Source organism: Corallococcus sp. EGB (genome assembly GCF_019968905.1).
Taxonomy (GTDB): Bacteria; Myxococcota; Myxococcia; order Myxococcales; family Myxococcaceae; genus Corallococcus.
The window spans coordinates 9241415-9264327 of sequence record NZ_CP079946.1; the positions used below are offsets into that span (position 1 = coordinate 9241415).

The following is a 22913-nucleotide window of genomic DNA, read 5'->3' on the forward strand; positions in this document are numbered from 1 at the left end:
ACACCATGGCCAACCTCTCCATCGGCAACATCGAGAAGGTCCGTGCGCTCGCCGCCAATGCGCGCCTGCTCATCGTGGGCGGCACCCGCGCCGCCGCGGACAGCCGCCTGACCGCGTATGACGCCGCGAACAACAAGGTCCTGTGGACCAGCCCCCTGCCCGCCCACGTGCTGGGCGTGGCGCTCTCCGGCGAGCAGTTCGCCGCGGCGGGCGCGGACGGCACGGTGCGCTTCGGTTCGCTGACCGACGGCACCGTGAAGTTCCAGCTCCACAACGCGCACCCGGGCGGCTGCACGGCGGTGGCGGCGAGCCCCGACGGCAAGACGCTCTACACGGCCGGCGCGGACGGCTTCGTGCGCGCGTGGGACTGGGACAGCACGCGCAAGCTCAAGGAGTGGAGCGCGTCCTCGCAGCCGCTGCGCGCGGTGGCGGTGGACCCCACGCACACGTACGTGGCCTGCGCGGGCGACGACGGCGTGGTGCGCTCGTTCACGGTGGGGACGGACGCGCGCCGGGACATGCCGGGCCACGAGGGCGCGGTGCGGGCGCTGGCCTTCACGCCTCGCGACGGGCGGCTCGTCTCCGCGGGTGACGACGGCAAGCTGCGCATCGGCTACCTCGTCGGCGCGGTGGAGTTCGAGGTCCGCGGCGACAAGGACAGCGGCCACGCGGGCGCGGTGCTGGGGCTGGTGTTCCCGCCCACGCCGCAGGCGGAGCCCGGCCAGGATCCGGCGGAGCGCATCGCGTCCGTGGGCAGCGACGGCAGGCTGAAGGTCTGGCGGCTGGACGAGCGCCGCAAGCCGCGCACCTTCGAGCTGGGCAGCAAGGCCCTCCACGCGGTGGCCTTCGCGCCCCCGGCGAACCCGCGCCAGGCGAAGCAGCTGCTGGGCTACCTCTTCGTGGGCGGCGAGGACCGCCGCGTCACCCGCATCACGCTGGGCACGGACGGCAAGCCCACGGACGAGACGACGGCGTACGGCCACGGCTTCGACGCCTTCAACGAGGCGCTGAAGGCCGCCCTCCCCCGCCGCGAGGCCGCGGTGAAGGAGGCGGTGGCGCTCCAGGAGCCGGAGGCGCTGGACTTCGTCCTGGGCGTGCTGGCCTCGGACAAGGACATCGCGGCGCGCCGGCTGGCGGCCACGGAGCTGGGCAACCATGGCCGCACCGCCGCGCGGCCGAAGCTGCGCGACCGCCTCAACGACGACGACAAGACGGTGCGCGCCGCGGCGCTGGACGCGCTGGTGAAGCTGGAGACGGAGTCCCCGCTCGCGGCCCCCCGCGCGGCGCTGGACTCGCGCTTCGTGGACACGCGCGTGCAGGGCCTGCGCCTGCTGGCGAAGGTGGGCAGCGCGTCGCCGCTGGTGCCGGGGCTCATCGCCAGCAAGCTGCCGGACGCCCACCCGGAGGTGGGCACCGCCGCGCTGGACGCGCTCACCACCGTGTCGCCCAAGGGCAGCACGGAGCCGCTGAAGCTCGCGTTCGAGCGCGGCCCCGCGGCCCTCAAGGTGGAGGTGCTGTTGCGCGCGTCCGTGGCGGGCCTCCTGGGAGATCCGCACCTGCAGCCGCTGGTGGCGCGCGCGCTGGACGACGCGGACCGGGACGTGCGCCGCGTGGCCTTCGCGGTGCGCGTGCTGGAGCGCCGCGCGCTGGCCGCCACGCTGGAGGCCAGGGACGAGGAGTTCGCGCGCACGGTGCGGGAGGTGACCCGCATGCTGACGGTCCAGCGCAAGCGCGCGGCCGGGGACGCGGAGGCGAAGTTCACCACCGACGCGGAGATGGCCGCCTCGCGCGAGCAGCTCTTCGGCAAGGCGGCCGCGGGCGCGGCGCTGACGGAGGCGGACCTGGAGCCGCTGCTCGCCGCCATGGCCTGCCGCATGCCGGACACGGCCGTGCGTGGCGCGCGCGTGCTGGCGCAGCTCGGTGACGGCCGCGCCCTGGGCGCGCTGCTCCAGCTGTCGCGCGAGGCCGACGCCACCATCCGCCGCGAGACGGCCACCGCGCTCCAGGCGCTGCAGGATCCGCGAGCCCGCGAGCGGCTGGTGTGGATGCTGGACGACGCGGACGGGGACGTGCGCGCGGCGGCGCTGTCGGCCGTGGTGGCGCTGGACGCGGACGCGCCGCTGTCCGCCGCGGAGGCCGCGCTGCGCTCCGGTCACGAGGACGTGCGCGTGCGCGGCCTGGACCGGCTGGTGAAGCTGGGCGCGAAGGCGGAGGGCGCGGAGGGACTGCTCGGCGACGCGCTGGAGGACGAGTCCGCCAAGGTGCGCGGCGAGGCCTTCCGCACGCTCTGGGCCTGGAACGACCAGGAGCCGGTGAAGGCGCTGGACCGCGCGCTGGCGGGCCGCTTCCCGGACCTGCGCACCCGCGCGGTGGAGGTGCTCGCGCAGCGCGGGACGGAAGACTGGGCGCTGGAGCGGCTGAAGAAGTCCGTGGAGGACCGCGACGTGGGCGTGGCCACCGCCGCCTACGAGGCGTGGGTGAAGCTGGCCGGCAAGGAGAAGCCGGAGCCGCACCTGGCCGCGCTCAACACCACGCACCCGGCCCTTCGCGAGAAGGCCGCCAAGGCCTCCGTGCACGCCCCGGCGGAGCCCCTGCGCTCCGCGCTCCTCAAGCGCGTGCAGGACGAACACCTGGAGGTGGCGGTCGCGGCGCTCGAGGCGCTGGACAAGCTCATCCCCCACGAGAACGGACCGCTGCTCGCGGGCATCGCGGCGTCGGCGCTGCCGGTGCGCGTGCGGGCCGCGGAGCTGCTCGCCCCGCGCGGCGCGGAGGACATCATCGAGCCCATGCGCGGGCTCATCACGGACAAGGACCTGGAGCGGATGTACCCGCCCGGCTTCCTGGTCCCCCTGCGCATCCGCGCGTCGCGCGCGCTTGCCACGCTCGGCTCGCGGCGCCTGCTGGGCTTCTACGCCACCACGCTGCTGCCCAACGAGCTGACGGAGCTCCAGGAGCAGGGAGCGCGCGGCCTCGCCACGGCCAGCCGCCGGGGCGACGAGGGCGCACTGCTGGACGCGCTGGGCCACTCGCTGGTGGCGGCGCGCTCGTGGGCCGCGGACGGCCTGGCGCGCCTGGGTGACGTGCGCGCGCTGCCGGTGCTCACGGGAAATCTGCGCCATGAGCACCTGCCCATCCGGCTGGGCGCCATCCTCGCCTTCGCGGCCCTGGGCCACGAGGGCGACGGCGGCCTGCTGCACGGCCTGGAGGACTCCTCGCGAGAGGTGCAGGAGATGGTGTTCGCCATCGTGCTCGCGCGAGACCTGCGCGCCAGCCGCGAGGGCGGACCGCCGGACCTGCTGACGAGCGCGCTGTCCAGCGGCCGTCCGGAGGTGCGCTACGCCGCGGCCCGCGCGCTGGAGCTGCGCACGGAGCCGGAGGCCTACCGCGCGCACCTGGTCGAAGTGCTGCTGCCGCCGCGTCCGGAGAAGGCCGGCGACATGAAGGACTGGCCCGCGGAGGAAGAGCGGGCGAAGCGCGTGATTGGCCTCGCCGAGGCGCTCTCCAGCGGTCAGCCGGAGCAGCGCTACGCGGCGGCCCAGGTGCTGTTGCTGCGCAACAAGCCGCTGGACTACTTCCGCGAGGCGCAGAAGGTCGCGCGGCCCAGCTCGCTCCAGGCCCCCTGGAAGCCGGAGACGGCCGACGGCGCCGCGCACGTCATCCAGCCGTCCACGCCGGAGAAGCAGGGCACGGCCTCCGCCACGGGCAAGAGCTGGCTGCGCCGCCTCTTCTCCGCGGTGAAGCCAGCGGAAGGCGCGGGCACCGGCGCGCCGCAGAGCGCGACCCAGGCGGAGCGTCAGCACCTGCGCCGCCTCGCCTTCGGCGCCTACGTGGGCCTGCTGCGGCAGGTGACCGCGGGCGACGAGGAAGGCCACCGCGTCCGCCGCGACGCCGTGGACCGCGTGGTGAAGCTCACGCAGGAGGGCTACGCGGGCACGTCCGCCGCCGTGGCCGCCCTGCTGCGCGCGCTGGAGGATCCGCACCAACTGGTGCGCCGGGCCGCGCTCGCGGGCCTCAAGGAGCTGTACCCCGCCGGCAGCGACGAGCCGCTGGCGCTGGCCCTGGCCTCGCTGTCGCCGGACGTGGCGCGCGCGGCGCTGGAGGAGCTGGCGGAGCGCGGGGACAAGGCCCGTCCGCGAGTGGCCGCCGCGCTCAACTCGCCGCTGCCGGAGGTGCGCAAGTCCGCCTTCGAGCTGCTGGAGAAGCTGAGCCCGCCGGGCAGCCTGGAGCCGCTGCTGGCCGCGCTGGGCAGCGAGCACGCGGACCTGCGCGTCGGTGTGATTGAGCGGCTCGCGGGCGCCAACGACCCGCGCGTCACGGACGCCCTGGGCCGCGCGATGGGCAGCGAGCACGAGGACCTGCGGCTGCGCGCCGCGGAGCTGCTCGCGTTCCGGGGCGATGACCGGGCGGTGGAGGTGCTGGGCACCTTCCTGCGTTCGGAGACGACGGCCGTGGCCTGCCGCGCACAGGAGGCGCTGGCCCGTCTGGGGACCTCCGCCGCCGTGGCCGCCCTGGCCGCGCGCCTGACGGTGGCCCCGGAGAGCCCGGAGCGCACCCGGCTGGTGGCGGCGCTGGGACGCACGCACCGCGCGGACGCGCTGGACGTGCTCGCGCGCCAGAGCGTGGAGGACGAGGCCCCGTCGGTGCGCCTCGCCTGCGTGACCGCCGCGATGGAGCTCACGTGGCCGCCGGAGCAGGAGAAGCTCGAGGAGCACGAGCGCGACCTGAAGAAGCGCGACGCGGCGCTCGCGGTGCGCTTCCTGCGCGTGGCGGTGAAGAGCCAGGACCCCGAGGTCCGCAGGGCCGCCGCCCAGGAGCTGGAGCACGGCAGGAACGAGGGCCAGGACGCGCTGCTCGTCCAGCTCTTCAACGACCGCGACGTCACCGTGCGCGCGGCGGCCGTGGAGCACTACTCGAAGCGAGTGGTGGAACAGGGCGCGGCGGTGGAGCCGCTGGAGGAGATCCTCCGCGCCGGAGCCCGCGAGCTGATGCTGCCCGCCGCGGAAGGCGTGGCCCACCAGCGCCGCGCCAGCGCCCTGCGTCCCCTGCTGCTGTACGCGCGCGCCGGTGAGCCGCACGAGCGAGGCCGGGCCCTGCTCGGCCTGGGCACCCTGGGCGACGTGCGCGCCCTCTCCGAGCTGGAGACGGTCGCGGCCGGAGGCACCCCGGACGCACCGGCGGAAGAGGACATGGTGGTCGCCGCCATCGAGGCCCTGGGCCGGCTCGCCAACCGGATGCCCGACGGCGAGGAGCGCCGCCGCATCGAGGAGAAGGTGGAAGCCGCGGCCACGGACGGCAACGTCTTCCTGCGCCAGGAAGCCGGTGTGCGCGGCCTGCGCGCCCTGGGCGGCGAGCGCGCCCGGGTGAAGCTGGAGGCCCTGCTCGCCGACATCGAGACGGACGACGACGTGCGCCGCACGGTGGCGGAGGAGCTCGGCAAGCTCGGGGACCCGGCCGCCGAGCCCGCGCTGGCCGCCGCGCTGAACGAGGCCGACGACGACCTGCGCGCCGCTGCCCGCAAGGCGCTGGACGTCCTCTTCCCGAAGGAGCGCACGCGGGTGGAGTTCCTCGCCGTGCAGAGCGAGCACGAGGACATCTCCGAGCCCGCCGCCACCTACCTGGCGAGCGAAGGCGACCCGGCGCTGCTCGTGCCCCGCCTGGCCACGCTGGAGAACCGGGAGCTGCGCCTCCGTCTGCGCCGGGGCCTCGCCCGTCGCGGCGCCATGCCCGTGCCGGAGGTCATCGCCCTGTTCGGCCATGACAAGCCGGAGGCCCGCGAGGAGGCCGCGCGGCTCGTGGGCACCTGGACGGGTGACGCGCGCGAAGCTGGCGCCGTGGACACCGCCGGGCTGACCCGCGCGCTCGTGGCCGCGGAACGGCGCACCGCCACCGCGTGGGCCACCGCGCAGCCCTCGAAGAGGGAGCCGCTGGCCGCCGCCTGGGAGCGCCTGCTCTGGGCGGGCTCACGGCTGGGCGCGAAGGAGCTGGTCGCGACCTCCGCCGAAATCCTCCGCAAGGGCGAGGCCCAGGCCCCCGCCGCCGTGCGCCAGGAGGCGGCGCGAGTGCTGGGACGACTGAAGGCCACGAACGAAGCGCAGGCCCTGCGCACCGCGCTCGGAGACCCGGACGCCGCCGTGCGCGCCGCCGCCGCGTCGGTGCTGGCCGCGTTGGTGCCTGGCGAGGCGGCCACCTGGGCGCTGGAGGTGAAGCCCTTCGACCCGGTGGCCCTGGGCCCCACGGGCGAGAAGGTGGCCCCGTCCGCGCTCACGTCCAGCGAGGCCCGCCGACTCGCGGTCCCCGCGCTGCTGGCGAAGAAGGACCTGAAGCCGCTCCAGACCGTGGCCTCCGACCCGAAGCCGGAGGTGCGGCAGGACGCCTGGGCCGCGCTGGGGCGCCTGGGCGGAGACGAAGCCGCGGCGCTGCTGAAGACGGCGGCGTTCGACAAGTCGCAGTCGGTGGAGCTGCGCAAGGCGGCCTACCGCGCCCACAAACGTGCACGCCGGGCCGCTGAGCGCGCCCGGAAGGAAGGTCAACCGTCGTGAGCACCGCAACCGCACGTCACCCCGTCGCGCTGAGCTACGCCGCGCAGAGCGACGTGGTCGTCACGCCGGACGCCTCGCGCGTGCAGCTGGCCCTGGAGGGCTCGCGAGGCACCGTGGGCGTCAGTGGCCAGGTGAAGGACCCCACCCTCTTCCGCGACGCGCTGGCCGCCGCCTTCGCGGTGCTCTCCAGCGACCTGCGCTACCGGGGCCGCGACCGCACCGCGTACCTCGCGTACCTGATGAAGCAGGGCAAGCGCGCCAGCGCGCAGATCTGGGAGGCCCAGAAGGCCTTCCTCGACAACGCGCTGGAGGGCGAGGAGAAGAAGGACGCCGTCCTGGACCCCGTCCTCACGGTGGATCCGGATCAGGTCTCGCTGGAGGTCTTCTCCCGCGACGAGAGCGCCTACGCGCGCCTCGCCTTCGACAACAGCCTCTTCGACCAGCGCCAGGCCGCGCACGGCTCCACCTTCCTGGACGTGCCGCAGGACCTGCCCGCCCGGCTGGATCGCCTGCGCGCCTACGCCCCGGTGATGCTGGAGGCCCACGTCGCCCCCACGGCGAAGCCCACGCCCGTCGCGGAGCCCCGCGCCCCGCGCACGGTGGAGGTCCCCCACGCGTGGCTGCGAGGCTTCCTCCAGGTGCAGTCCGCCGCGACGCTGCCGGCCACCACCTGCTCCATCGCCCCCATCGACCTGTACAACCTGCTCTTCGCGCTGCGCACCCGCCGCTCGAAGAAGGCGCCCCGCGCGCTGCGCTTCGAGCTGGTCCCCGGCGCGCCGCCCCGGCTGGTGCTGGAGCCCTGGGAGCAGGTGCTGGAGTGCCACGGCGGCGCGTACACGGGCAGCGCGCCCGCGGTGGTGCGCACCTTCGGCCGTCAGCGCCTCGCCGCGCTCGCGCGCCTGTTGCCCCACGCGAAGGGCGTGCACGTGCAGCTCCTGGGTCCGGGCCTGCCGGTGTTCTGGGTCATCGACCTGGGCGCGGCCACGCTGACGCTGGGGCTCACCGGCTGGACGGAGAGCGGCTGGTCCAGCGCCGCCGCCTTCGACGCGCTGATGCCGCGTGACGTGCCGGAAGGCCTGGCGGAGTCGCTGCGCAACCGCCTGCGCAAGGACGGGCCCCTCGCGTTCGAGGTGCTGGCGAAGGACGCAGGAGCACCGAAGGACCAGGTGCGCGCCGCGCTCCAGCTCGAATGCCTGCGGGGCCGCGTCCTCTTCGACGTGGCCCGCGGCGCCTACCGCCCGCGCGAGCTGATGCCCACCCCGGTGGACGAGGCCGCGCTGCGCTACGGCAACGAGCGCGAGGCCCGCGCCCACCGCCTGCTGGGCGACGGCGGCCCGGGCGCCGGCGAAGTGAAGCTCACCCAGGTGCACGACCTCGTCGGCGAGGGCACGCGCATCCAGGGCGAAGTGGTGGACCGCGAGGCGGTGCGCAGCTTCTTCCCCAGCTTCACCCTGGACCTGGAGGGCCGCGTGAAGGACGCGAGCTGCGGCTGCCCGCACTTCCGCCGCTCCGGCCTGCGCGAAGGCCCCTGCGAGCACATGCTCGCGCTGCGCCTGGCGTACGCGCGCCGCCGCGCCGAGGAGGAGGCGCTCCGTCAGACGCCGGAGGGCCGCAAGCTCATCCGCGCGGAGACGCGGGCCTACGTGCGCCGCGACCCGAACACGGGCCTGGAGCAGGTGTATCGCGTGTCGCTGGACGGCAAGGTGGTGGCCCTCACCTGGGGGCCCCGCCTGGGCGACTCGCGCCACCAGCGCCTCTGGTTCGACACGGATACGGAAGCCCGGACGGCGTACTTCAGCCGTTTGGAGAAACTCACCGCGGACGGCTACATCGACGCGGCCTCGACTCTGGTGTAAACACTCACTCAACGGCCCGGCCGCCGACGGGGCGGCCGGAAGGATGGTGGCGCCGGACGAAAATCGAATAGCGAGTGGTCGAGAGAGGTCTGGACCGCATCAGCCTCAACGCCTCGAGCGTGGGAACGGCGTTGCGCCGTTCTGGTTGGAATGCTGGACACTCTCCGCAAGGTAGCCTGTTCTTGGCTCTCTCCCTCCCGAGCACTACCGTCGGGGCGGGAAGCGGAACCAACGACGCAGCCGCCGTTTTCCCACCCCGACGGTAGTGCTCGGGAGGGGAGAGCCGGTGAGGCTACCGTGCCCCAGGTGAGCTGGTGGTGCCTTCCTGGCCTCCCTCGACCGCTCGAATTCGTCTCCGTCGCCCCTCCCTGAGCCGCCGCGCCCGTCGAAGGTAACTCGATGACCGCCAAGATGGAGTCGTTCGTCCCCGCCGCCCCGCCGCAGGCCGCTCCCGAAGTCACGCCTGCGGCTGCAGCCCCCAACACCGTCGCGAAGCGCGAGGCCGCGAAGGCCGCGCACGACGCCCTCGTCACGCGCTGGAAGGCCATCACCGAGGCCGGCGGCACGGACGAATGGGTGCGCGCGCAGCTCCAGTCGCAGGGCGCGCTCGCGGACGAGGTGGACTTCTCCTCACTGAACGAGAAGCAGAAGGCCGCCTGGAAGGCGAAGAAGAAGGCCGAAGCGGTGGAGCGCCGCGCGCTGGAGCGCCAGGCCCACGAGGCGTGGAAGGCCACGCACGTGAACCACCTGGGCGTGGGCATCTACTGGAACGAAGCCGGCCTGCCGGACAAGTTCGACCTGGAGCACCGCGAGGAGCGCGCGCGCCAGAACGGCATGCCCGCGCTGGGCTCGGCGGAGGACCTGGCGAAGGCGCTGGGCCTGAGCGTGTCCAAGCTGCGCGGCTTCGCGTTCCACCGCGACGTGGACACGGGCTCGAACTACGTGACGTGGCGCATCCCCAAGCGCACGGGCGGCGAGCGCACCATCACCTCGCCCAAGCCGGAGCTGAAGGAAGCTCAGCGCTGGGTGCTCTCCAACGTCGTGGAGCGGCTGCCGGTGCACGGCGCGGCGCACGGCTTCGTGGCGGGGCGCTCCATCCTCACCAACGCGCTGGCGCACCAGGGCGCGGACGTGGTGGTGAAGGTGGACCTGAAGGACTTCTTCCCCTCGGTGACGTGGCGCCGGGTGAAGGGCCTCTTGCGCAAGGGCGGCCTGCCGGAGAACACCTCCACGCTGCTGGCGCTGATGTCCACGGAGGCCCCGCGCGAGCGCATGTCCTTCCGGGGCAAGACGCTGCACGTGGCGAAGGGACCGCGGGCCCTGCCACAGGGAGCCCCCACCTCCCCCGCCATCACCAACGCGCTGTGCCTGCGCCTGGACAAGCGGCTGTCGGCGCTGTCGCGCAAGCTGGGCTTCACCTACACGCGCTACGCGGACGACCTGACCTTCTCCTGGACGAAGGCGAAGGCGCCCAAGGCGCGCCGGGCGCAGGGAGCCCCGGTGGCGGTGCTGCTCGCGAGGGTGAAGGACGTGGTGGAAGCCGAGGGCTTCACGGTGCACCCGGACAAGACGCGGGTCGCGCGCAAGGGCAGCCGTCAGCGCGTCACGGGGCTCGTGGTGAACGAGGCGAAGGAAGGCACGCCCGCCGCCCGAGTCCCCCGCGACGTGGTGCGCCGCCTGCGCGCGGCCATCCACAACCGCCTGAAGGGCAAGCCGGGCCGCGACGGTGAGTCGCTGGAGCAGCTCAAGGGCATGGCGGCGTTCATCCACATGACGGACCCGGTGAAGGGCCGCATGTACCTGGATGAGCTCGCGAAGCTCGAAGCCGCCCCGCCCCCCCAGGCATAGCTCAGCGGGGCTTCAGCGCCGCATCCGCGAACTCCAGCAACCGTCGCGGATACTCCGTGGGCGCGGTCGCGGCGAAGTTGCCATGCGACGCGCCAGCGATGCGCCACGTCTGCGCGTACGGCGCGACGTGCGTGAACAGCTCATCCAACAGCGGCTGGCCGGACTCCTCCGTCCCCGCGACGACGAACAGCGGCCGGGGCTTGATGTGGTCCACCGCGTCGAGCGTCCGCACCTCCTCCAAGGCAATCCCCCGCCGCCAGAACGGGACCAGCGCCCCCGTCTGCGTCACGAAGCCGAAGCGCCGGAAGTCATACGCCGCCGCCAGCCACAGCGTGTTGAACGGGGACAGCAGCACCACGGCCGCCACCTGCGGGTCCTTCGCCGCCACCTCCGCCACCGCCGCGGAGCCAATGGAGAACCCCAGCGCCCCCACGCGAGCCGGATCCACCTCCGGCTGCGCCCGCACATACGCCAGCGCCGCGCGCACGTCCTGGCGCTCCTTGTCGCCCCAGGTGGACGTCTCGCCGCCGCTCTGTCCATGCGCGCGCAGGTCGAACAGCAGCACGCCATAGCCCCCGTCACGCAGCGCGCGGGCCTCTGGAATCAGGTCCATGCGCGTCTGGGACAGGCCATGCGCCAGCACCCACGCCGCCCTGTTCCGGGACGGCAGGTACCAGCCCCGCAGCTCCACCCCGTCATCCGTGCGCAGCGTCACCTCGCGAGCGTCACCGAAGTCCGGGGGCAGCACCGCCGCGGGCTTCGCGTAGTGGAAGTACTGCTCCGAGCGCCACGCCGCGCGGCCTGCCAGCGCCAGCGCCACCAGCAGCCAGGGCAACACGAACACCCCCAGCACCCGCCCCCACCGGATCCGCTTCAACACCCCACCAGCCATGTCCGTCCCTCTTCGACAGCAAGCGAGCTGCACCGGGGCCAGGGCCTCGGGCCCGGCTTGTGTTGGCACCGCCCGAACACTTAGACCCTATAGGCGCCAACGGGCTCCTCGTTTACAGTTTAGCCAAACTTTAGCAGCGGCGGCAGACAAGACCGTCCTGGGTGAGCAGGCATGAAGACGTCGAAGACGGTCTATGACGCAGTGGTGGTGGGCTCGGGCGCCTGTGGTGGATGGGCGGCCAAGCAGCTGACGGAGGCCGGACTCCAGGTGTTGGTACTGGAGGCGGGCCGCGGTGAGAAGGCGGACCGGGCACTTCACCTGGTGCACCGCGTGAAGCAGAAGCTGGGCTACCGCATCGAGTCGGACGCATCGCGCAAGTCACGTCAGTCCGTGCAGTCCACGAGCTTCGCCTGGCCGTTCCATCCGCACGCCTTCGTGGATGACGTGGACAACCCCTACACGACGCCGGACGACGCGCCCTTCGCGTGGATCCGGGCGAGGCAGGTCGGCGGCCGGACCAGCGTGAAGAGCCACGGCCGCCAGTTCTACCGGCTGTCGGACTTCAACTTCCACGCGGGCAGCCTGGACGGGCTGAGCCCGGACTGGCCGCTGTCGCACGCGGACCTGGCGCCCTCCTACGAAATCGTGGAGCGGTGGATGGGGCTGAAGGGCAACCCGGACGGCGTGGACACGCTGCCGGACTCCGTCTTCTCCGGCCCCGCCCCGCTGTCCCCCGGCGAGGTCCGCCTGCGCGAGAAGGTGAAGGCCCGCTGGCCCCAGCGCCACCTCGTCGCCCGGCGCACCGCGAACGCGCCGGTGACGCTGCCGGCGGCGCTGAAGACGGGGCGGCTGACGCTGCGCTCGCACGCCATCGCCAGCCACATCCTGCACGACCCGAACACGGGCCGCGTGACGGGCGTGTCCTTCATCGACGCGAACGACGGCACCTCCGAGGAGGTTCACGCGAAGGTGGTGGTGGTGTCGGCGGGCACCATTGAGTCCACGCGGCTGCTGTTGCACTCGCGAAACCGGGCGTTCCCGGAGGGCCTGGCGAACAGCTCGGGGCTCGTGGGCCGGCACCTGATGGACCACATGTATCTGCAGGGCATCGAGGCGCGCATGAACCTGCCCGCGCACCTGCAGCAGAAGGAGCATGGCTGGGCCTACATCCCCCAGTTCCGCAACGTCACCGAGCGCCACCCGGGCTTCGCGCGGGGCTACGGCATCCAGGTCTTCACCTTCGACGACCAGATGCACCTGGTGCCCTTCGGCGAGATGCTCCCGCGTGCGGAGAACCGCGTCACGCTGAGCGACACGGTGAAGGACCGCTGGGGCATCCCCGCGGCGCACATCGAGTGCCGTCACTCGGATAACGAGCTGAAGATGACGGAGGACGCGGCCGCCGCCTGCCAGGAGATGATTGAAGAGGCGGGCTGCACGGTGGAGAAGATCAACAAGACGCTCTCCCAGCCGGGCATGGCCATCCACGAGGTGGGCACGGCGCGCATGGGCAAGGACCCGAAGACGTCCGTGCTCAACCCGTTCAACCAGAGCTGGGACGTTCCCAACCTGTACGTCATGGACGGCTCGTGCTTCCCCTCGCAGGGCCCGCAGAACCCCACCCTGACGATGATGGCGCTCACCGTCCGCGCCTGCGCCCACCTGGTGGGCGAGCTCAAGGCCGGCCGCCTCTGATTCCCCTCTGAGCACGGCCGCGAGGCGCCCGACACACAGGGCCCCTTGCATGGCCGGCGCGGTTTTATTACCTACCAGTCAGTAACTAATCCGACCGCGCCATGTCCCGTCCCCAGCGAGTCCTGGACCCAGAGATTGATGAAGCGGCCCGAGCCGTCTTCCTGGAGCAGGGGCCGTCCGCGCCGCTGCAGGACATCGCGAAGCGGCTGGGCATCTCGCAGGCGGCGCTGTTGCACCGGGTGGGCACCAAGGAGGCGCTGATGGCCAGGGCCCTCCGCCCCGTGCCCCCGAGCGCCCTGGCCCTGCTGGCCCACGGCCCGAAGGACGACACGTCCATCGAGGACCAGCTCCTGGAAGCGCTCCTGCATCACCGGGACTTCCTGCGCCGGCTGGTGCCGTGGTTGTTCGTGCTGCACTACTCGGCGCTGGGCGGCGCGAGGGCCCTGCACCTGGAGACCCCGCCCCCGGTCGCGCTGCGCGAGGGCCTGACGAAGTGGCTCGCCCGAGCGAAGCGGGCCGGCAGGGTGGACCTGGCCGAGCCCAAGGTGGCAGCGGAAGCCCTCTGTGGAGCACTGGAGGCCCGCTGCTTCAACGCCCACGTGGGCGGAGCCACCTACGCCCCTGGCGAGGACGCGACGGTCCTGCGCCAGCTCATCCGGGTGCTGCTGACGCCCCGGGAAGCGTCGGCACGGGCCCGGAAGAAGCCGCTGAAGAGGACCACGCGATGACGACCGCCGCGCCCAAGCTGTCCCGCTCCACGGAGGGGCCCTGGCTGACCCTCATCCTGGGGGTGCTCATCGGCTTCGGGCCGCTGTCCATCGACATGTACCTGCCGGCGTTCCCTTCCATCGGCGAGTCGCTGCACGCGACGGCGGGAGAGGTGGAGCGCACACTGGCGACGTTCTTCGCGGGGCTCGCGGTGGGGCAGCTCTTCGCGGGTCCGGTGAGCGACCACTTCGGCCGCACGAAGCCGCTCTACGCGGGACTGCTGCTCTACGTGCTGGGCTCCATCGGCTGCGCGACCGCGCCATCGGCGGATGTCTTGGCGGCCTGCCGGTTCGCGCAGGCGCTGGGCGGCTCGGTGGGCATGGTGACCTCGAGGGCCGTCGTGAGGGACCTGCACTCCGGAGCAGCGGCGGCGAGGATGATGTCTCGACTGGTGCTGGTGATGGGCATCGCGCCCATCCTGGCCCCGCTGTTCGGAGGCTGGGTGCTGCGGGCCGCGGGCTGGCGAGCCATCTTCGCAAGCCACGCGGCCATCGGGCTCCTCACGCTGGGAGCGGTGTTCGCCATCCTGCCGGAGACAGCACCGCGGAGGAGCGGAGCGACCCCATCGACCCCCTTCCGGACGATGTGGGGCATCACGAAGGTGCCGGACTTCCTGGGGCACGCGCTGGCGGCGGGGCTCGCTCAGGCAGGGATGTTCGCGTACATCGGCGGTTCGCCCTTCGTGTTCATCACGTTGCATGGCGTGAAGCCGGAGCACTTCGGCTGGTTCTTCGGAGCGAACGCGGCGGGGCTGGTGGCGATGTCGCAGATCAATCACTGGCTGCTGGCGCGCTCCTCGCCGGCCCGGGTGTTGAAGCAAGCGGTGCGAGTGGCCACGCTCGCGGGGCTGGCGCTGGTGGCGGTGGCATCGACAGGCTTCGGAGGGCTGTGGGGCATCGCGCTGTCGCTGTTTGTCTTCGTCTCCAGCCTGGGCGCCATCACCCCGAACGCGACAGCCCTGGCCATGGAGCACCACGCGAAGCAGGCAGGCATTGCGTCCGCGGTGCTGGGAGCGCTCCAGTTCATGCTGGCGGCGGGAGCCTCCGCGGCGGTGAGCGCGAGCCACGACGGGACGGCGAGGCCCATGGCCCTGGGAGTCTCCATCGCCGCCCTGCTCGCCCTGGGAGCATTGGGCCTGGCGAAGCGGGCTCCCGCGCACTGAGCCGCGCTCCCGTGGGATTGACACCCCGGAACGCGACGTCCGATGGTGCGGCCCGAAATGCTTGCTCCCTTCTACTCCGCGTGTCCTGTCTGCAATGAGACCGGCTCCCGTCCAGTCGTTGCATTCCGCGAGTTGAGCTACGGCCGCTGCACGGGCTGTGGGCTCATCTACAAGCGAGAGCAGGAGCCCGGGTTGGGAGAGGGCTACGAGGAGAAGTACTTCAAGCACAACCGGGCGAAGTACCTGAGCCGCTGGGAGCACCGGGTGCGCAAGTGCTTGCGGCAGGTGCTGGTGTGCCTGGAGTACGCACCGCACGCGAAGGACCTGCTGGATGTGGGCTGCTCCGCGGGCTACGTGCTGGAGGCGGCGCAGCGAGCAGGCTTGAATGCCACGGGACTGGACTACTCACAGTTCTCGGTGAACCTCTGCCGGGAGCGAGGTTACACGGCCGAGTACGGCTCGCTGACGCAGATGCCGTTCCCGGACGCGTCCTTCGACATCATCACGCTCAAGCACACGCTGGAGCACGTGGATCAGCCCATGAGCGGGCTGCGAGAGATTCAGCGCGTGTTGAGGCCGGGAGGCGTGGCCTTCGTCATCGTGCCGGACGCGGCGTACTACAAGATCATCGTGATGCCGAAGAGGGGCCGTTCCTTCCGGCCGGACCGGAGAGGCTGGCAGCACCACGTCTACTTCTACGAGCACAACCTCGCGGACGCCTGCGCCAGGGCCGGCCTGCGACCCGTGAAGGCAGGCAAGGACATCCTGCGCCGAAGGCTGGCAAAGGGCCTGAGGGCCCCCTACGAATACGCCCGCTTCGTCTTCCTTTGGGCCTGGGTCCAGGTGTGCCGGCTGACGCACATGCGAAGAGAGATCCAGGTCATCGCCCAGAAGCCCAGGGCAGACGCCCAGCTCCCAGCCCCGCGCGTCGAAGCCGCCTGAGTGGCTTCACACGAGCATGCGCCGGCTCCACGGGCGGCGAATCCACACACCCAACACCACAGCCAGCACGAGCGCCACGGGCCCCAGCCAGTCCCCCCAGGCCCCCGCGAGTGAGCTCAGCCGATCCGCCGTAGGCACATGCATCACAGTGCCGGCGCGCTGGTTGTCCTCCAGTTCGGAGGTCCAGGTGCCCGTGGGATCGATGAACGCGGAGATGCCCGAGTTGGTCACGCGCACCTGAGCCGTACGCGTCTCGATGCTGCGAAACGCCGCGTGCATCAAATGCAACCGGGGTGCAGGAGTACCCGAGAACCACGAGTCATTCGACAGCGTGAGAATCAGGTCCGCCCCCTGACGCACCTCCGCCGCGACGTAATTGGGGAAGATCGCCTCGTAGCAGATGAGCGGAGCGACCTTGAGCACACGTCCGCCATTGATCCGGAAGTCCATCAGACGAGGCCCCGGCCCCCGCTTCCATCTCCCGGTCCAAGGAAGCCAGGCACGCAGCGAGGGCGTGTCCACCGCATCCGGAACCCACTCCGTGAGCGGGAACAGCATCGTCTTCCGGTACGCCGCCTGAGCCAGCTGGCCTGTCGCGGAGGGCCCCAGGAACATGGCGGCGTTGAACTCGCGTTCGCCGTCCAGGTCATAGGTGCCGAACACCAGTGGCACACCGCGCTCCGCGACCCACGAGCGGATCTCATCATCCAGAGCGCCGCCATCCTCGCTCTTCGGAGTGCCGAACGTCGTCGGGTACACCGTCTCCGGCCACACCAGCAGGTCCAACGGAGCCGAGCGCAACAGCGCATCCGACATCGCGTAATGCGTATCCAGGATGTTGCGAACGACCTCGTATCTGCCCTGCTCCGCGGCCAGCTTCTCGATGTTGGTGATGTTCGCCTGCACCGCCCCCACCACCAGCGAAGGAGCCGAGTGCACCGCCGCACGCACCTGCCCCAACCTCACCCACCCATAGCCCCAGCCTCCCACCGCAAGCACAACGGCCAGGGCCACCGGCCGAAGCTGCAATCCCCGCCGCGAAGCCAGCCCCTGCCCCACCGCCACGACACACTCGTTGATGAGCAGCAGGCCCAGCGTAAGGCCCGGAGCGCCAGCCAGGTCCGCTCCCTGGCGCAGCGTCTCGGAGGCATAGAGGCCATGGCCCAGCGTCTCCGCGAACAGCTTGGGTGTGAACCACTCCGTGCCCACATACGTGAGCGCGGTAAGCACAGGAGGCACCCAGGCAAGTCGCGGGGCATCCGCCACCTGCCGGCGCGAATACCACCGCACCCAGGCGGCGCTGATGAACTGCAACTCCAGCACGGGCGCGATGAGAAGGAACACACCCCAGCACAGCCACACCGGGGCACGCGAGTACGCCGCGATGGCGCCTGGGAACCAACCAAACACCGCCGCGGTGAACGTCACCGACAGCAGCGAGCCCAGGAGCACGGCCCCACGACCGGAACGAACCCGATCCAAGGCCGCGAGCCACGGCACCAGGGTCACCGCCCCCAGCCACACCCAACCGGGTCTCAGCTCCCCGAACGCCGCGAACAGCGCGGTGGTCGCCGCGACGCAGAGGAGCGCCCCGGCCCACCCCTTCACGAACGTCACTGCGAGTCCCCGTCCTCGACAGGAATGTCCAGGAGCCGATGAGGCATGCCAGGAGGAGCCAGTTCCTCCGGCACCACGCGGTTCTCGGGGATGGGGATGGGCTGCCCGTTGGCGTCCTTCGGGGTGAAGTCCGGATGGAACATCAGGATGGCGGCGAGCGGCTGCCCGTTGTCCGTCGTCTGGTAGTGGCGCATGTACCCAGGAGGCAGCTCGAAGTCGTCGGGCACGACGAGCCCCCGCTTCAACGGCTTGGTCCCGCGCTGGTAAAGCGCCGTCCCGCTCTTGCCTTCCGGAGGTGGCGGCTCATCAACAGGCATGGGAGCAGGCTCCTCCACGGGAGTGGGCACGGGCACACGCGCGACCGCGGGCCGGACGGAGGGACGCACCGGTTCCGGGGAGGGAGCTGCCGGCACAGGGCGCTCGGCCACCACGACCGGCGGCAAGTCATCGACAGGGACAGGCCGGGAGAGCCACCAGAGACAGAGGCCCACGCACAACCCGGTGACGGCAATGGCCCCTCCAACAAGCCAGGAACCCACGCCCCCCGAGGGCCCACGAGAGGGCGTCACCCGCGTCACGCCATCCGAATCCGTGCGACGCTCAGGGCCAGACTGCGGGGAACGCATGTTTTGAGGGGCCTCCGGGGTGCGTATGCTACGGAAGCCACTCGCATCGAGGCAATGCGCGAGCGGCCATGCCCCTCCCATGACCGTCGACGCGTCCGGCCCCTTCCCCCTCCACGCCTTCACACCCCGGCTGCGTGCGCTGGGAGGCGTCCTGCACGTCACAGCGCTGGGCACGCTCTGCTACGCCACTGCGCTGCTGCTCAAGGACGTGCTCGCGGGTACACAGACACTCCAGCCAGAGCCATTGTCAATGCTGATCGCGGTCGGCGGGGTCCTGCCGCTCATCGCACTGCGCCTGTTGCGCATGGGCACGAGAGCCACGGTCACAGTGCGACCGGAAGGGCTGGTGCTGACGCTACAAGGGGGCGCGCACTTCGAGATTCCCTTCGACGCCCTGGAATCCATCCGCCCGTGGCATCTGCCCATCCCAGCTCCAGGACTCACGCTGCGGCTACGGACAGGACGCGCCTTCGAGTACGGGTTGGAATCACCGGCCCCGCTGGCCCTGCTCGAAGCGATGGGCACCCGTGGAGAGGCGAGGAACGATCCGCGGGTGAGGTACGCACAGGCGCGAAGCGAGAAGTGGCGCAGGCGTTGGTACGACCAGGCACTGAAGTACGGCCTGGTGCCCGGAGCACTCGCAGTCATCTTCTTCCGGGCACACCAGTACATCTCCTTCGGAGGTCCGTTCGGAGAGCTCCAGATGTACGGATGGACGGCGTACCTCACGTCCTTCGCGCGCACCTGGCTGCCCGTGTTCCTGGCGCTGTTGTTGTTTGGTTGTTTCTGGAGAGGGCTCGCGGAAGCGCTGTGTTTCAGCGCCGCATGGCTCGGGCCCCGCTGGGCACGAAACACACGCATCACCGCGGAGTGGACCTGCCGCGCGCTCTATTACGTGGCCCTGCCAGTCTTTCTCGCGGTGCGCCTGCTGGGCTGAGCCGTAAAGACAATCACCCGGCGAGCGCGGATCGCGCTCAAACCAGGCAGCCGGGAATGACAAGCCCGAAAAAGACAAAGCCCCTGACGCCATGAAGGCATCAGGGGCTTTTGAGAAAAGAATCCGGCAGCGACCTACTCTCCCACGCGGTTTCCCGCGGAGTACCATCGGCTCTGGAGGGCTTAACTTCCGTGTTCGGGATGGGAACGGGTGTGACCCCTCCGACATTGCCACCGGAAAATGGGATGACGGTGCATACGAAGGGTAAGTTGCAAGCTTCTGCTTGGAGTGAAGCCTCTTCATTTGAAGAAGAGCGAAACAGCTGTCTTCCGGGCGGACGCGGGCATGCGCGTCCATGGCCTCGGCCTTGGCCCCGAGTCCCTTACTCCCCACGAGGGGGCATGCAAGAGAAGGGGGGAAGTAAGCCGCTCGACTTATTAGTACTGGTTAGCTTAACGCGTTACCGCGCTTACACACCCAGCCTATCAACGTGGTAGTCTTCCACGAGTCTTCAGGGGCTTGCGCCCGGGATACCTGGTCTTGAGGTCGGTTTCCCGCTTAGATGCTTTCAGCGGTTATCCAATCGGCACATGGCTACCCAGCGATGCCTCTGGCGAGACAACTGGTACACCAGCGGTGCCTCCAACCCGGTCCTCTCGTACTAAGGTCAGAGCCTCTCAAGTATCCTACGCCCACAGCAGATAGGGACCAAACTGTCTCACGACGTTTTGAACCCAGCTCGCGTACCGCTTTAATTGGCGAACAGCCAAACCCTTGGGACCTGCTCCAGCCCCAGGATGCGATGAGCCGACATCGAGGTGCCAAACCTCCCCGTCGATGTGAACTCTTGGGGGAGATAAGCCTGTTATCCCCGGAGTACCTTTTATCCGTTGAGCGATGGCCCTTCCATTCAGGACCACCGGATCACTATGACCTGCTTTCGCACCTGCTCGACCTGTCGGTCTCGCAGTCAAGCTCCCTTATGCCATTGCACTCGACGCCCGGTTTCCAATCGGGCTGAGGGAACCATCGCGCGCCTCCGTTACTTTTTGGGAGGCGACCGCCCCAGTCAAACTACCCACCAGACAGTGTCCCAGTCCCGGCTGACGAGACGTGGTTAGACACCAGAAATCAACAGGGTGGTATTTCACCGTTGCCTCCACCGAACCTAGCGGCCCGGCTTCAAAGGCTCCCACCTATCCTACACAGTCAATCCCTAGTGTCACTGTCAAGTTGTAGTAAAGGTTCACGGGGTCTTTCCGTCTTGCTGCGGGTAAACTGCATCGGCACAGCTATTTCAATTTCGCTGAGTCCCTCTCCGAGACAGTGCGGAAGTCGTTACTCCATTCGTGCAGGTCGGAACTTACCCGACAAGGAATTTCGCTACCTTAGGACCGTTATAGTTACGGCCGCCGTTTACTGGGGCTTCGGATCATCGCTTCGCCTTGCGGCTGACGAATCCCCTTAACCTTCCAGCACCGGGCAGGAGTCAGACCCTATACGTCGGCTTGTCGCCTTCGCAGAGTCCTGTGTTTTTGGTAAACAGTCGCTACCGCCATTTCTCTGCAACCTCTCTCGGCTTCGGCTGTACGCCTACACCTACCAGAGGCCCACCTTCTTCCGAAGTTACGGTGGAAATTTGCCTAGTTCCTTGGAGGAGAGTTCTCTCAAGCGCCTTAGGATTTTCTCCTCACCCACCTGTGTCGGTTTGCGGTACGGACACCCTGCAGACTCCCTGCGGGACTTTTCTTGGAAGCCGAGCATCAGCGACTTACCCCTTGCGGGGCGCCATGGGGTCTCGGGGATGACTGCCGCGCCTTTATTCGTACGCGACACCCCTACGCCTTTAGACTGACACAACCACCGGTCAGCTCGCCTAGCTTTCTCCGTCCTCCCTCAGTTCAACGTCTGCAAGATGGCGCAGGAATATTAACCTGCTTGCCATCACCTACGCCTTTCGGCCTCGGCTTAGGACCCGGCTAACCCTGGGAAGATTAACTTGACCCAGGAAACCTTGGGTTTACGGCGAGGGGGTTTCTCACCCCCTTTATCGCTACTCATTTCGGCATCAGCACTCCCAGTCGCTCCAGCGGCCCTTTCGGTCCACCTTCGCTGCAACTGGGACGCTCCCCTACCGCCATGCATGCCAAACATGCATGACCCGAAGCTTCGGCACTAGTCTTGAGCCCCGTTACATTTTCGGCGCGGCCTGTCTTGACCAGTGAGCTATTACGCTTTCTTTAAAGGATGGCTGCTTCTAAGCCAACCTCCTGGTTGTCAATGACCTGCCACATCCTTTCTAGTGTTCACTTAGACTAGATTTGGGGGCCTTAGCTGTCGGTCTGGGTTATTCCCCTCTTGCCAATGGACGTTATCACCCACTGACTGCGTCCCGGGATAACAATTGCCGGCATTCGGAGTTTGATACGGTTTGGTAATCTGGTGAGACCCCTAGCCGTTTCAGTGCTCTACCTCCGGCATTGAATTACCCGAGCCGATACCTAAATATCTTTCGGGGAGAACCAGCTATCACGGAGTTTGATTGGCCTTTCACCCCTACACACAGCTCATCCCAGAAATTTTCAACTTTCATGAGTTCGGTCCTCCATGCGGTGTTACCCGCACTTCAACCTGGCCATGTGTAGATCACCCCGCTTCGGGTTATAATACACGCAACTTAGCGCCCTGTTCGGACTCGCTTTCGCTCCGGCTCCACCTATCGGCTTAGCCTCGCTACGTATATTAAGTCGCCGAATCATGATGCAAAAGGTACGCTCTCGCACTGGCTTGCGCCGTAGTGCTCGAACTGCTTGTAGACATGCGGTTTCAGGTTCTTTGGACTCCCCTCACCGGGGTTCTTTTCACCTTTCCCTCGCGGTACTTGTTCACTATCGGTCGCCAAGGAGTATTTAGGCTTACCGGATGGTCCCGGCAGATTCAGACAGGATTGCACGTGTCCCGTCTTACTTGGGTAACCCGCTCAGCTCCAGACGGCTTTCGCGTACGCGACTATCACGCTCTTTGGTGCACCTTTCCAGGTGCTTCCGCTAGCCCTCCAGAGTCCTACCGCGGACCCGCTACCCCACCGCCATTTGCATGACGTTGGTTTGGCCTCTTCCCATTTCGCTCGCCACTACTTTGGGAATCACTCGTTGTTTTCTCTTCCTCAGGGTACTGAGATGTTTCACTTCCCCTGGTTTGCTCTGCAACCCTATGAATTCAGGTTGCAGTAACGCAGCTCTTCGCCACGCTGGGTTTCCCCATTCGGACATCTCCGGATCAACGTTTGGTTGGCAACTCCCCGAAGCTTTTCGCAGCCACCCACGTCCTTCATCGCCTCTTGGCACCTAGGCATCCACCGCACGCCCTTAGTAGCTTACTTGCCCTAATCTCTTGTCCAACGCCCGCCTCCCGGCGGATTGTCGAAACTCGAAACCAAGGCCCAGGCCTCTGCTCTTCGCTAGCAGGCCCGGAAGACTTTCTTTATTGCTGTTCTCTTCACTGCTTCTTCTTGTGTGGGAGACTTCGTTCCCCTCTACCCGGCTGCCTCGCGGCGCCTGGTAAAGCAGATTTCGAAGTCGGCACTTCTGTTGAGAACTTCACTCAGCAGAAATTGCAACTTACCCTTCGTATGCACTTGTCAAAGAACGTCCCTGCTTGGAAGCAGGTAACTTGTGGAGCTGATCGGGTTCGAACCGACGACATCCAGCTTGCAAAGCTGGCGCTCTCCCAGCTGAGCTACAGCCCCGACTCTCGCGTCGGCACCGCCTTCGTCCCCCCAATGAGGGAGAATGGTGGGCCTAGGTGGACTTGAACCACCGACCTCGCGCTTATCAGGCGCGCGCTCTAGCCAGCTGAGCTATAGGCCCAGGTGGGGGCTAAAGCATCGGCAGAACCCTACAGCGTCCTTCATTCTCAAAGAGCCGAGCCGCCTTCGCTCGGTCCTTCAAAACCAAACAGCAAGCCCGAAGTTCATAATGGATTGTTTATCGGAAACTTTGACCTAGTCAGACCTGACAGCCCGAAGGCTG

Annotated in this window: 11 protein-coding genes, 2 tRNA genes and 2 rRNA genes; 8 read left to right on the forward strand and 7 right to left on the reverse strand. The window is 69.0% G+C overall.

From position 1 onward, the window contains the following. Positions 1–5 precede the first annotated feature (5 nt). The 3 genes from KYK13_RS37845 to KYK13_RS37855 all read left to right on the forward strand — a co-directional run bounded on the left by KYK13_RS37845 (position 6) and on the right by KYK13_RS37855 (position 10243). Positions 6–6539, forward strand: coding sequence for a HEAT repeat domain-containing protein (locus tag KYK13_RS37845; RefSeq protein ID WP_223640146.1), 6534 nt, complete (start codon positions 6–8; stop codon positions 6537–6539). Then, the gene (locus tag KYK13_RS37850) at positions 6536–8395 is read left to right on the forward strand and encodes an SWIM zinc finger family protein (RefSeq protein ID WP_223640148.1); all 1860 of its coding nucleotides are present in this window, start codon (positions 6536–6538) and stop codon (positions 8393–8395) included. Before KYK13_RS37845 ends, KYK13_RS37850 begins: the two co-directional genes overlap by 4 nt. 399 nt (positions 8396–8794) lie before the next feature. Beyond that, positions 8795–10243, forward strand: a complete 1449-nt coding sequence (locus tag KYK13_RS37855; RefSeq protein WP_223640151.1) for a reverse transcriptase family protein — start codon at positions 8795–8797, stop codon at positions 10241–10243. A gap of 1 nt (position 10244) precedes the next feature. Here the strand turns inward: KYK13_RS37855 and KYK13_RS37860 are convergent, their stop codons facing one another. Next, on the reverse strand, positions 10245–11135 hold the full coding sequence (locus tag KYK13_RS37860) for an alpha/beta hydrolase (RefSeq protein ID WP_223640154.1): 891 nt from the start codon (positions 11133–11135) through the stop codon (positions 10245–10247). Between the two features lie 171 nt (positions 11136–11306). Between KYK13_RS37860 and KYK13_RS37865 the strand changes: the two genes are divergently transcribed. The 4 genes from KYK13_RS37865 (at position 11307) to KYK13_RS37880 (ending at position 15702) form a co-directional block, all read left to right on the forward strand. Further along, entirely contained in the window at positions 11307–12830 is a 1524-nt protein-coding gene (locus KYK13_RS37865) for a GMC oxidoreductase (RefSeq protein WP_223640157.1), read from the forward strand. 101 nt (positions 12831–12931) lie between these two features. After that, positions 12932–13558: a TetR/AcrR family transcriptional regulator gene (locus KYK13_RS37870; protein ID WP_223640160.1), complete on the forward strand. Its 627-nt coding sequence runs from the start codon at positions 12932–12934 to the stop codon at positions 13556–13558. After that, positions 13555–14760 carry a multidrug effflux MFS transporter gene (locus KYK13_RS37875; RefSeq protein ID WP_223640163.1) on the forward strand — a complete coding sequence of 402 codons (1206 nt, stop codon included), beginning with the start codon at positions 13555–13557 and terminating at the stop codon, positions 14758–14760. The genes KYK13_RS37870 and KYK13_RS37875 overlap by 4 nt, the downstream gene beginning before the upstream one ends. A 57-nt stretch (positions 14761–14817) precedes the next feature. Further along, the gene (locus tag KYK13_RS37880; protein ID WP_223640165.1) at positions 14818–15702 is read left to right on the forward strand and encodes a bifunctional 2-polyprenyl-6-hydroxyphenol methylase/3-demethylubiquinol 3-O-methyltransferase UbiG; all 885 of its coding nucleotides are present in this window, start codon (positions 14818–14820) and stop codon (positions 15700–15702) included. 6 nt (positions 15703–15708) lie between these two features. Here the strand turns inward: KYK13_RS37880 and lnt are convergent, their stop codons facing one another. Beyond that, positions 15709–17319 carry an apolipoprotein N-acyltransferase gene (lnt, locus tag KYK13_RS37885; protein WP_223640168.1) on the reverse strand — a complete coding sequence of 537 codons (1611 nt, stop codon included), beginning with the start codon at positions 17317–17319 and terminating at the stop codon, positions 15709–15711. After that, positions 17316–17636, reverse strand: coding sequence for a hypothetical protein (locus tag KYK13_RS37890; RefSeq protein WP_223640171.1), 321 nt, complete (start codon positions 17634–17636; stop codon positions 17316–17318). Before KYK13_RS37890 ends, lnt begins: the two co-directional genes overlap by 4 nt. A gap of 388 nt (positions 17637–18024) precedes the next feature. Here KYK13_RS37890 and KYK13_RS37895 point away from each other — a divergent pair, with 388 nt between their 5' ends. Next, a complete protein-coding gene (locus KYK13_RS37895) occupies positions 18025–18882 on the forward strand; it encodes a hypothetical protein (RefSeq protein WP_223640174.1) in 858 nt (285 codons plus the stop codon). Between the two features lie 121 nt (positions 18883–19003). Here the strand turns inward: KYK13_RS37895 and rrf are convergent. The 4 genes from rrf to KYK13_RS37915 form a co-directional block, all read right to left on the reverse strand. After that, positions 19004–19120, reverse strand: a 5S ribosomal RNA gene (gene rrf / locus KYK13_RS37900). A gap of 178 nt (positions 19121–19298) precedes the next feature. Next, positions 19299–22264 (reverse strand): 23S ribosomal RNA (locus KYK13_RS37905). Positions 22265–22557: 293 nt separating this feature from the next. Further along, a tRNA-Ala gene (locus KYK13_RS37910) sits at positions 22558–22630 on the reverse strand. Between the two features lie 44 nt (positions 22631–22674). After that, a tRNA-Ile gene (locus KYK13_RS37915) sits at positions 22675–22751 on the reverse strand. Between the last annotated feature and the right edge of the window lie 162 nt (positions 22752–22913).

What these genes read in the sequence shown, in the direction of transcription:
- KYK13_RS37845 (WP_223640146.1), top strand. Translation starts at nt 6, where the DNA reads ATGGCCAACCTCTCCATCGGCAACATCGAGAAGGTCCGTGCGCTCGCC.
- KYK13_RS37855 (WP_223640151.1), top strand. Translation starts at nt 8,795, where the DNA reads ATGACCGCCAAGATGGAGTCGTTCGTCCCCGCCGCCCCGCCGCAGGCC.
- KYK13_RS37860 (WP_223640154.1), bottom strand. Translation starts at nt 11,135, where the DNA reads ATGGCTGGTGGGGTGTTGAAGCGGATCCGGTGGGGGCGGGTGCTGGGG.
- KYK13_RS37865 (WP_223640157.1), top strand. Translation starts at nt 11,307, where the DNA reads ATGAAGACGTCGAAGACGGTCTATGACGCAGTGGTGGTGGGCTCGGGC.
- KYK13_RS37870 (WP_223640160.1), top strand. Translation starts at nt 12,932, where the DNA reads ATGTCCCGTCCCCAGCGAGTCCTGGACCCAGAGATTGATGAAGCGGCC.
- KYK13_RS37875 (WP_223640163.1), top strand. Translation starts at nt 13,555, where the DNA reads ATGACGACCGCCGCGCCCAAGCTGTCCCGCTCCACGGAGGGGCCCTGG.
- KYK13_RS37880 (WP_223640165.1), top strand. Translation starts at nt 14,818, where the DNA reads ATGCTTGCTCCCTTCTACTCCGCGTGTCCTGTCTGCAATGAGACCGGC.
- KYK13_RS37890 (WP_223640171.1), bottom strand. Translation starts at nt 17,636, where the DNA reads ATGCCTGTTGATGAGCCGCCACCTCCGGAAGGCAAGAGCGGGACGGCG.
- KYK13_RS37895 (WP_223640174.1), top strand. Translation starts at nt 18,025, where the DNA reads ATGACCGTCGACGCGTCCGGCCCCTTCCCCCTCCACGCCTTCACACCC.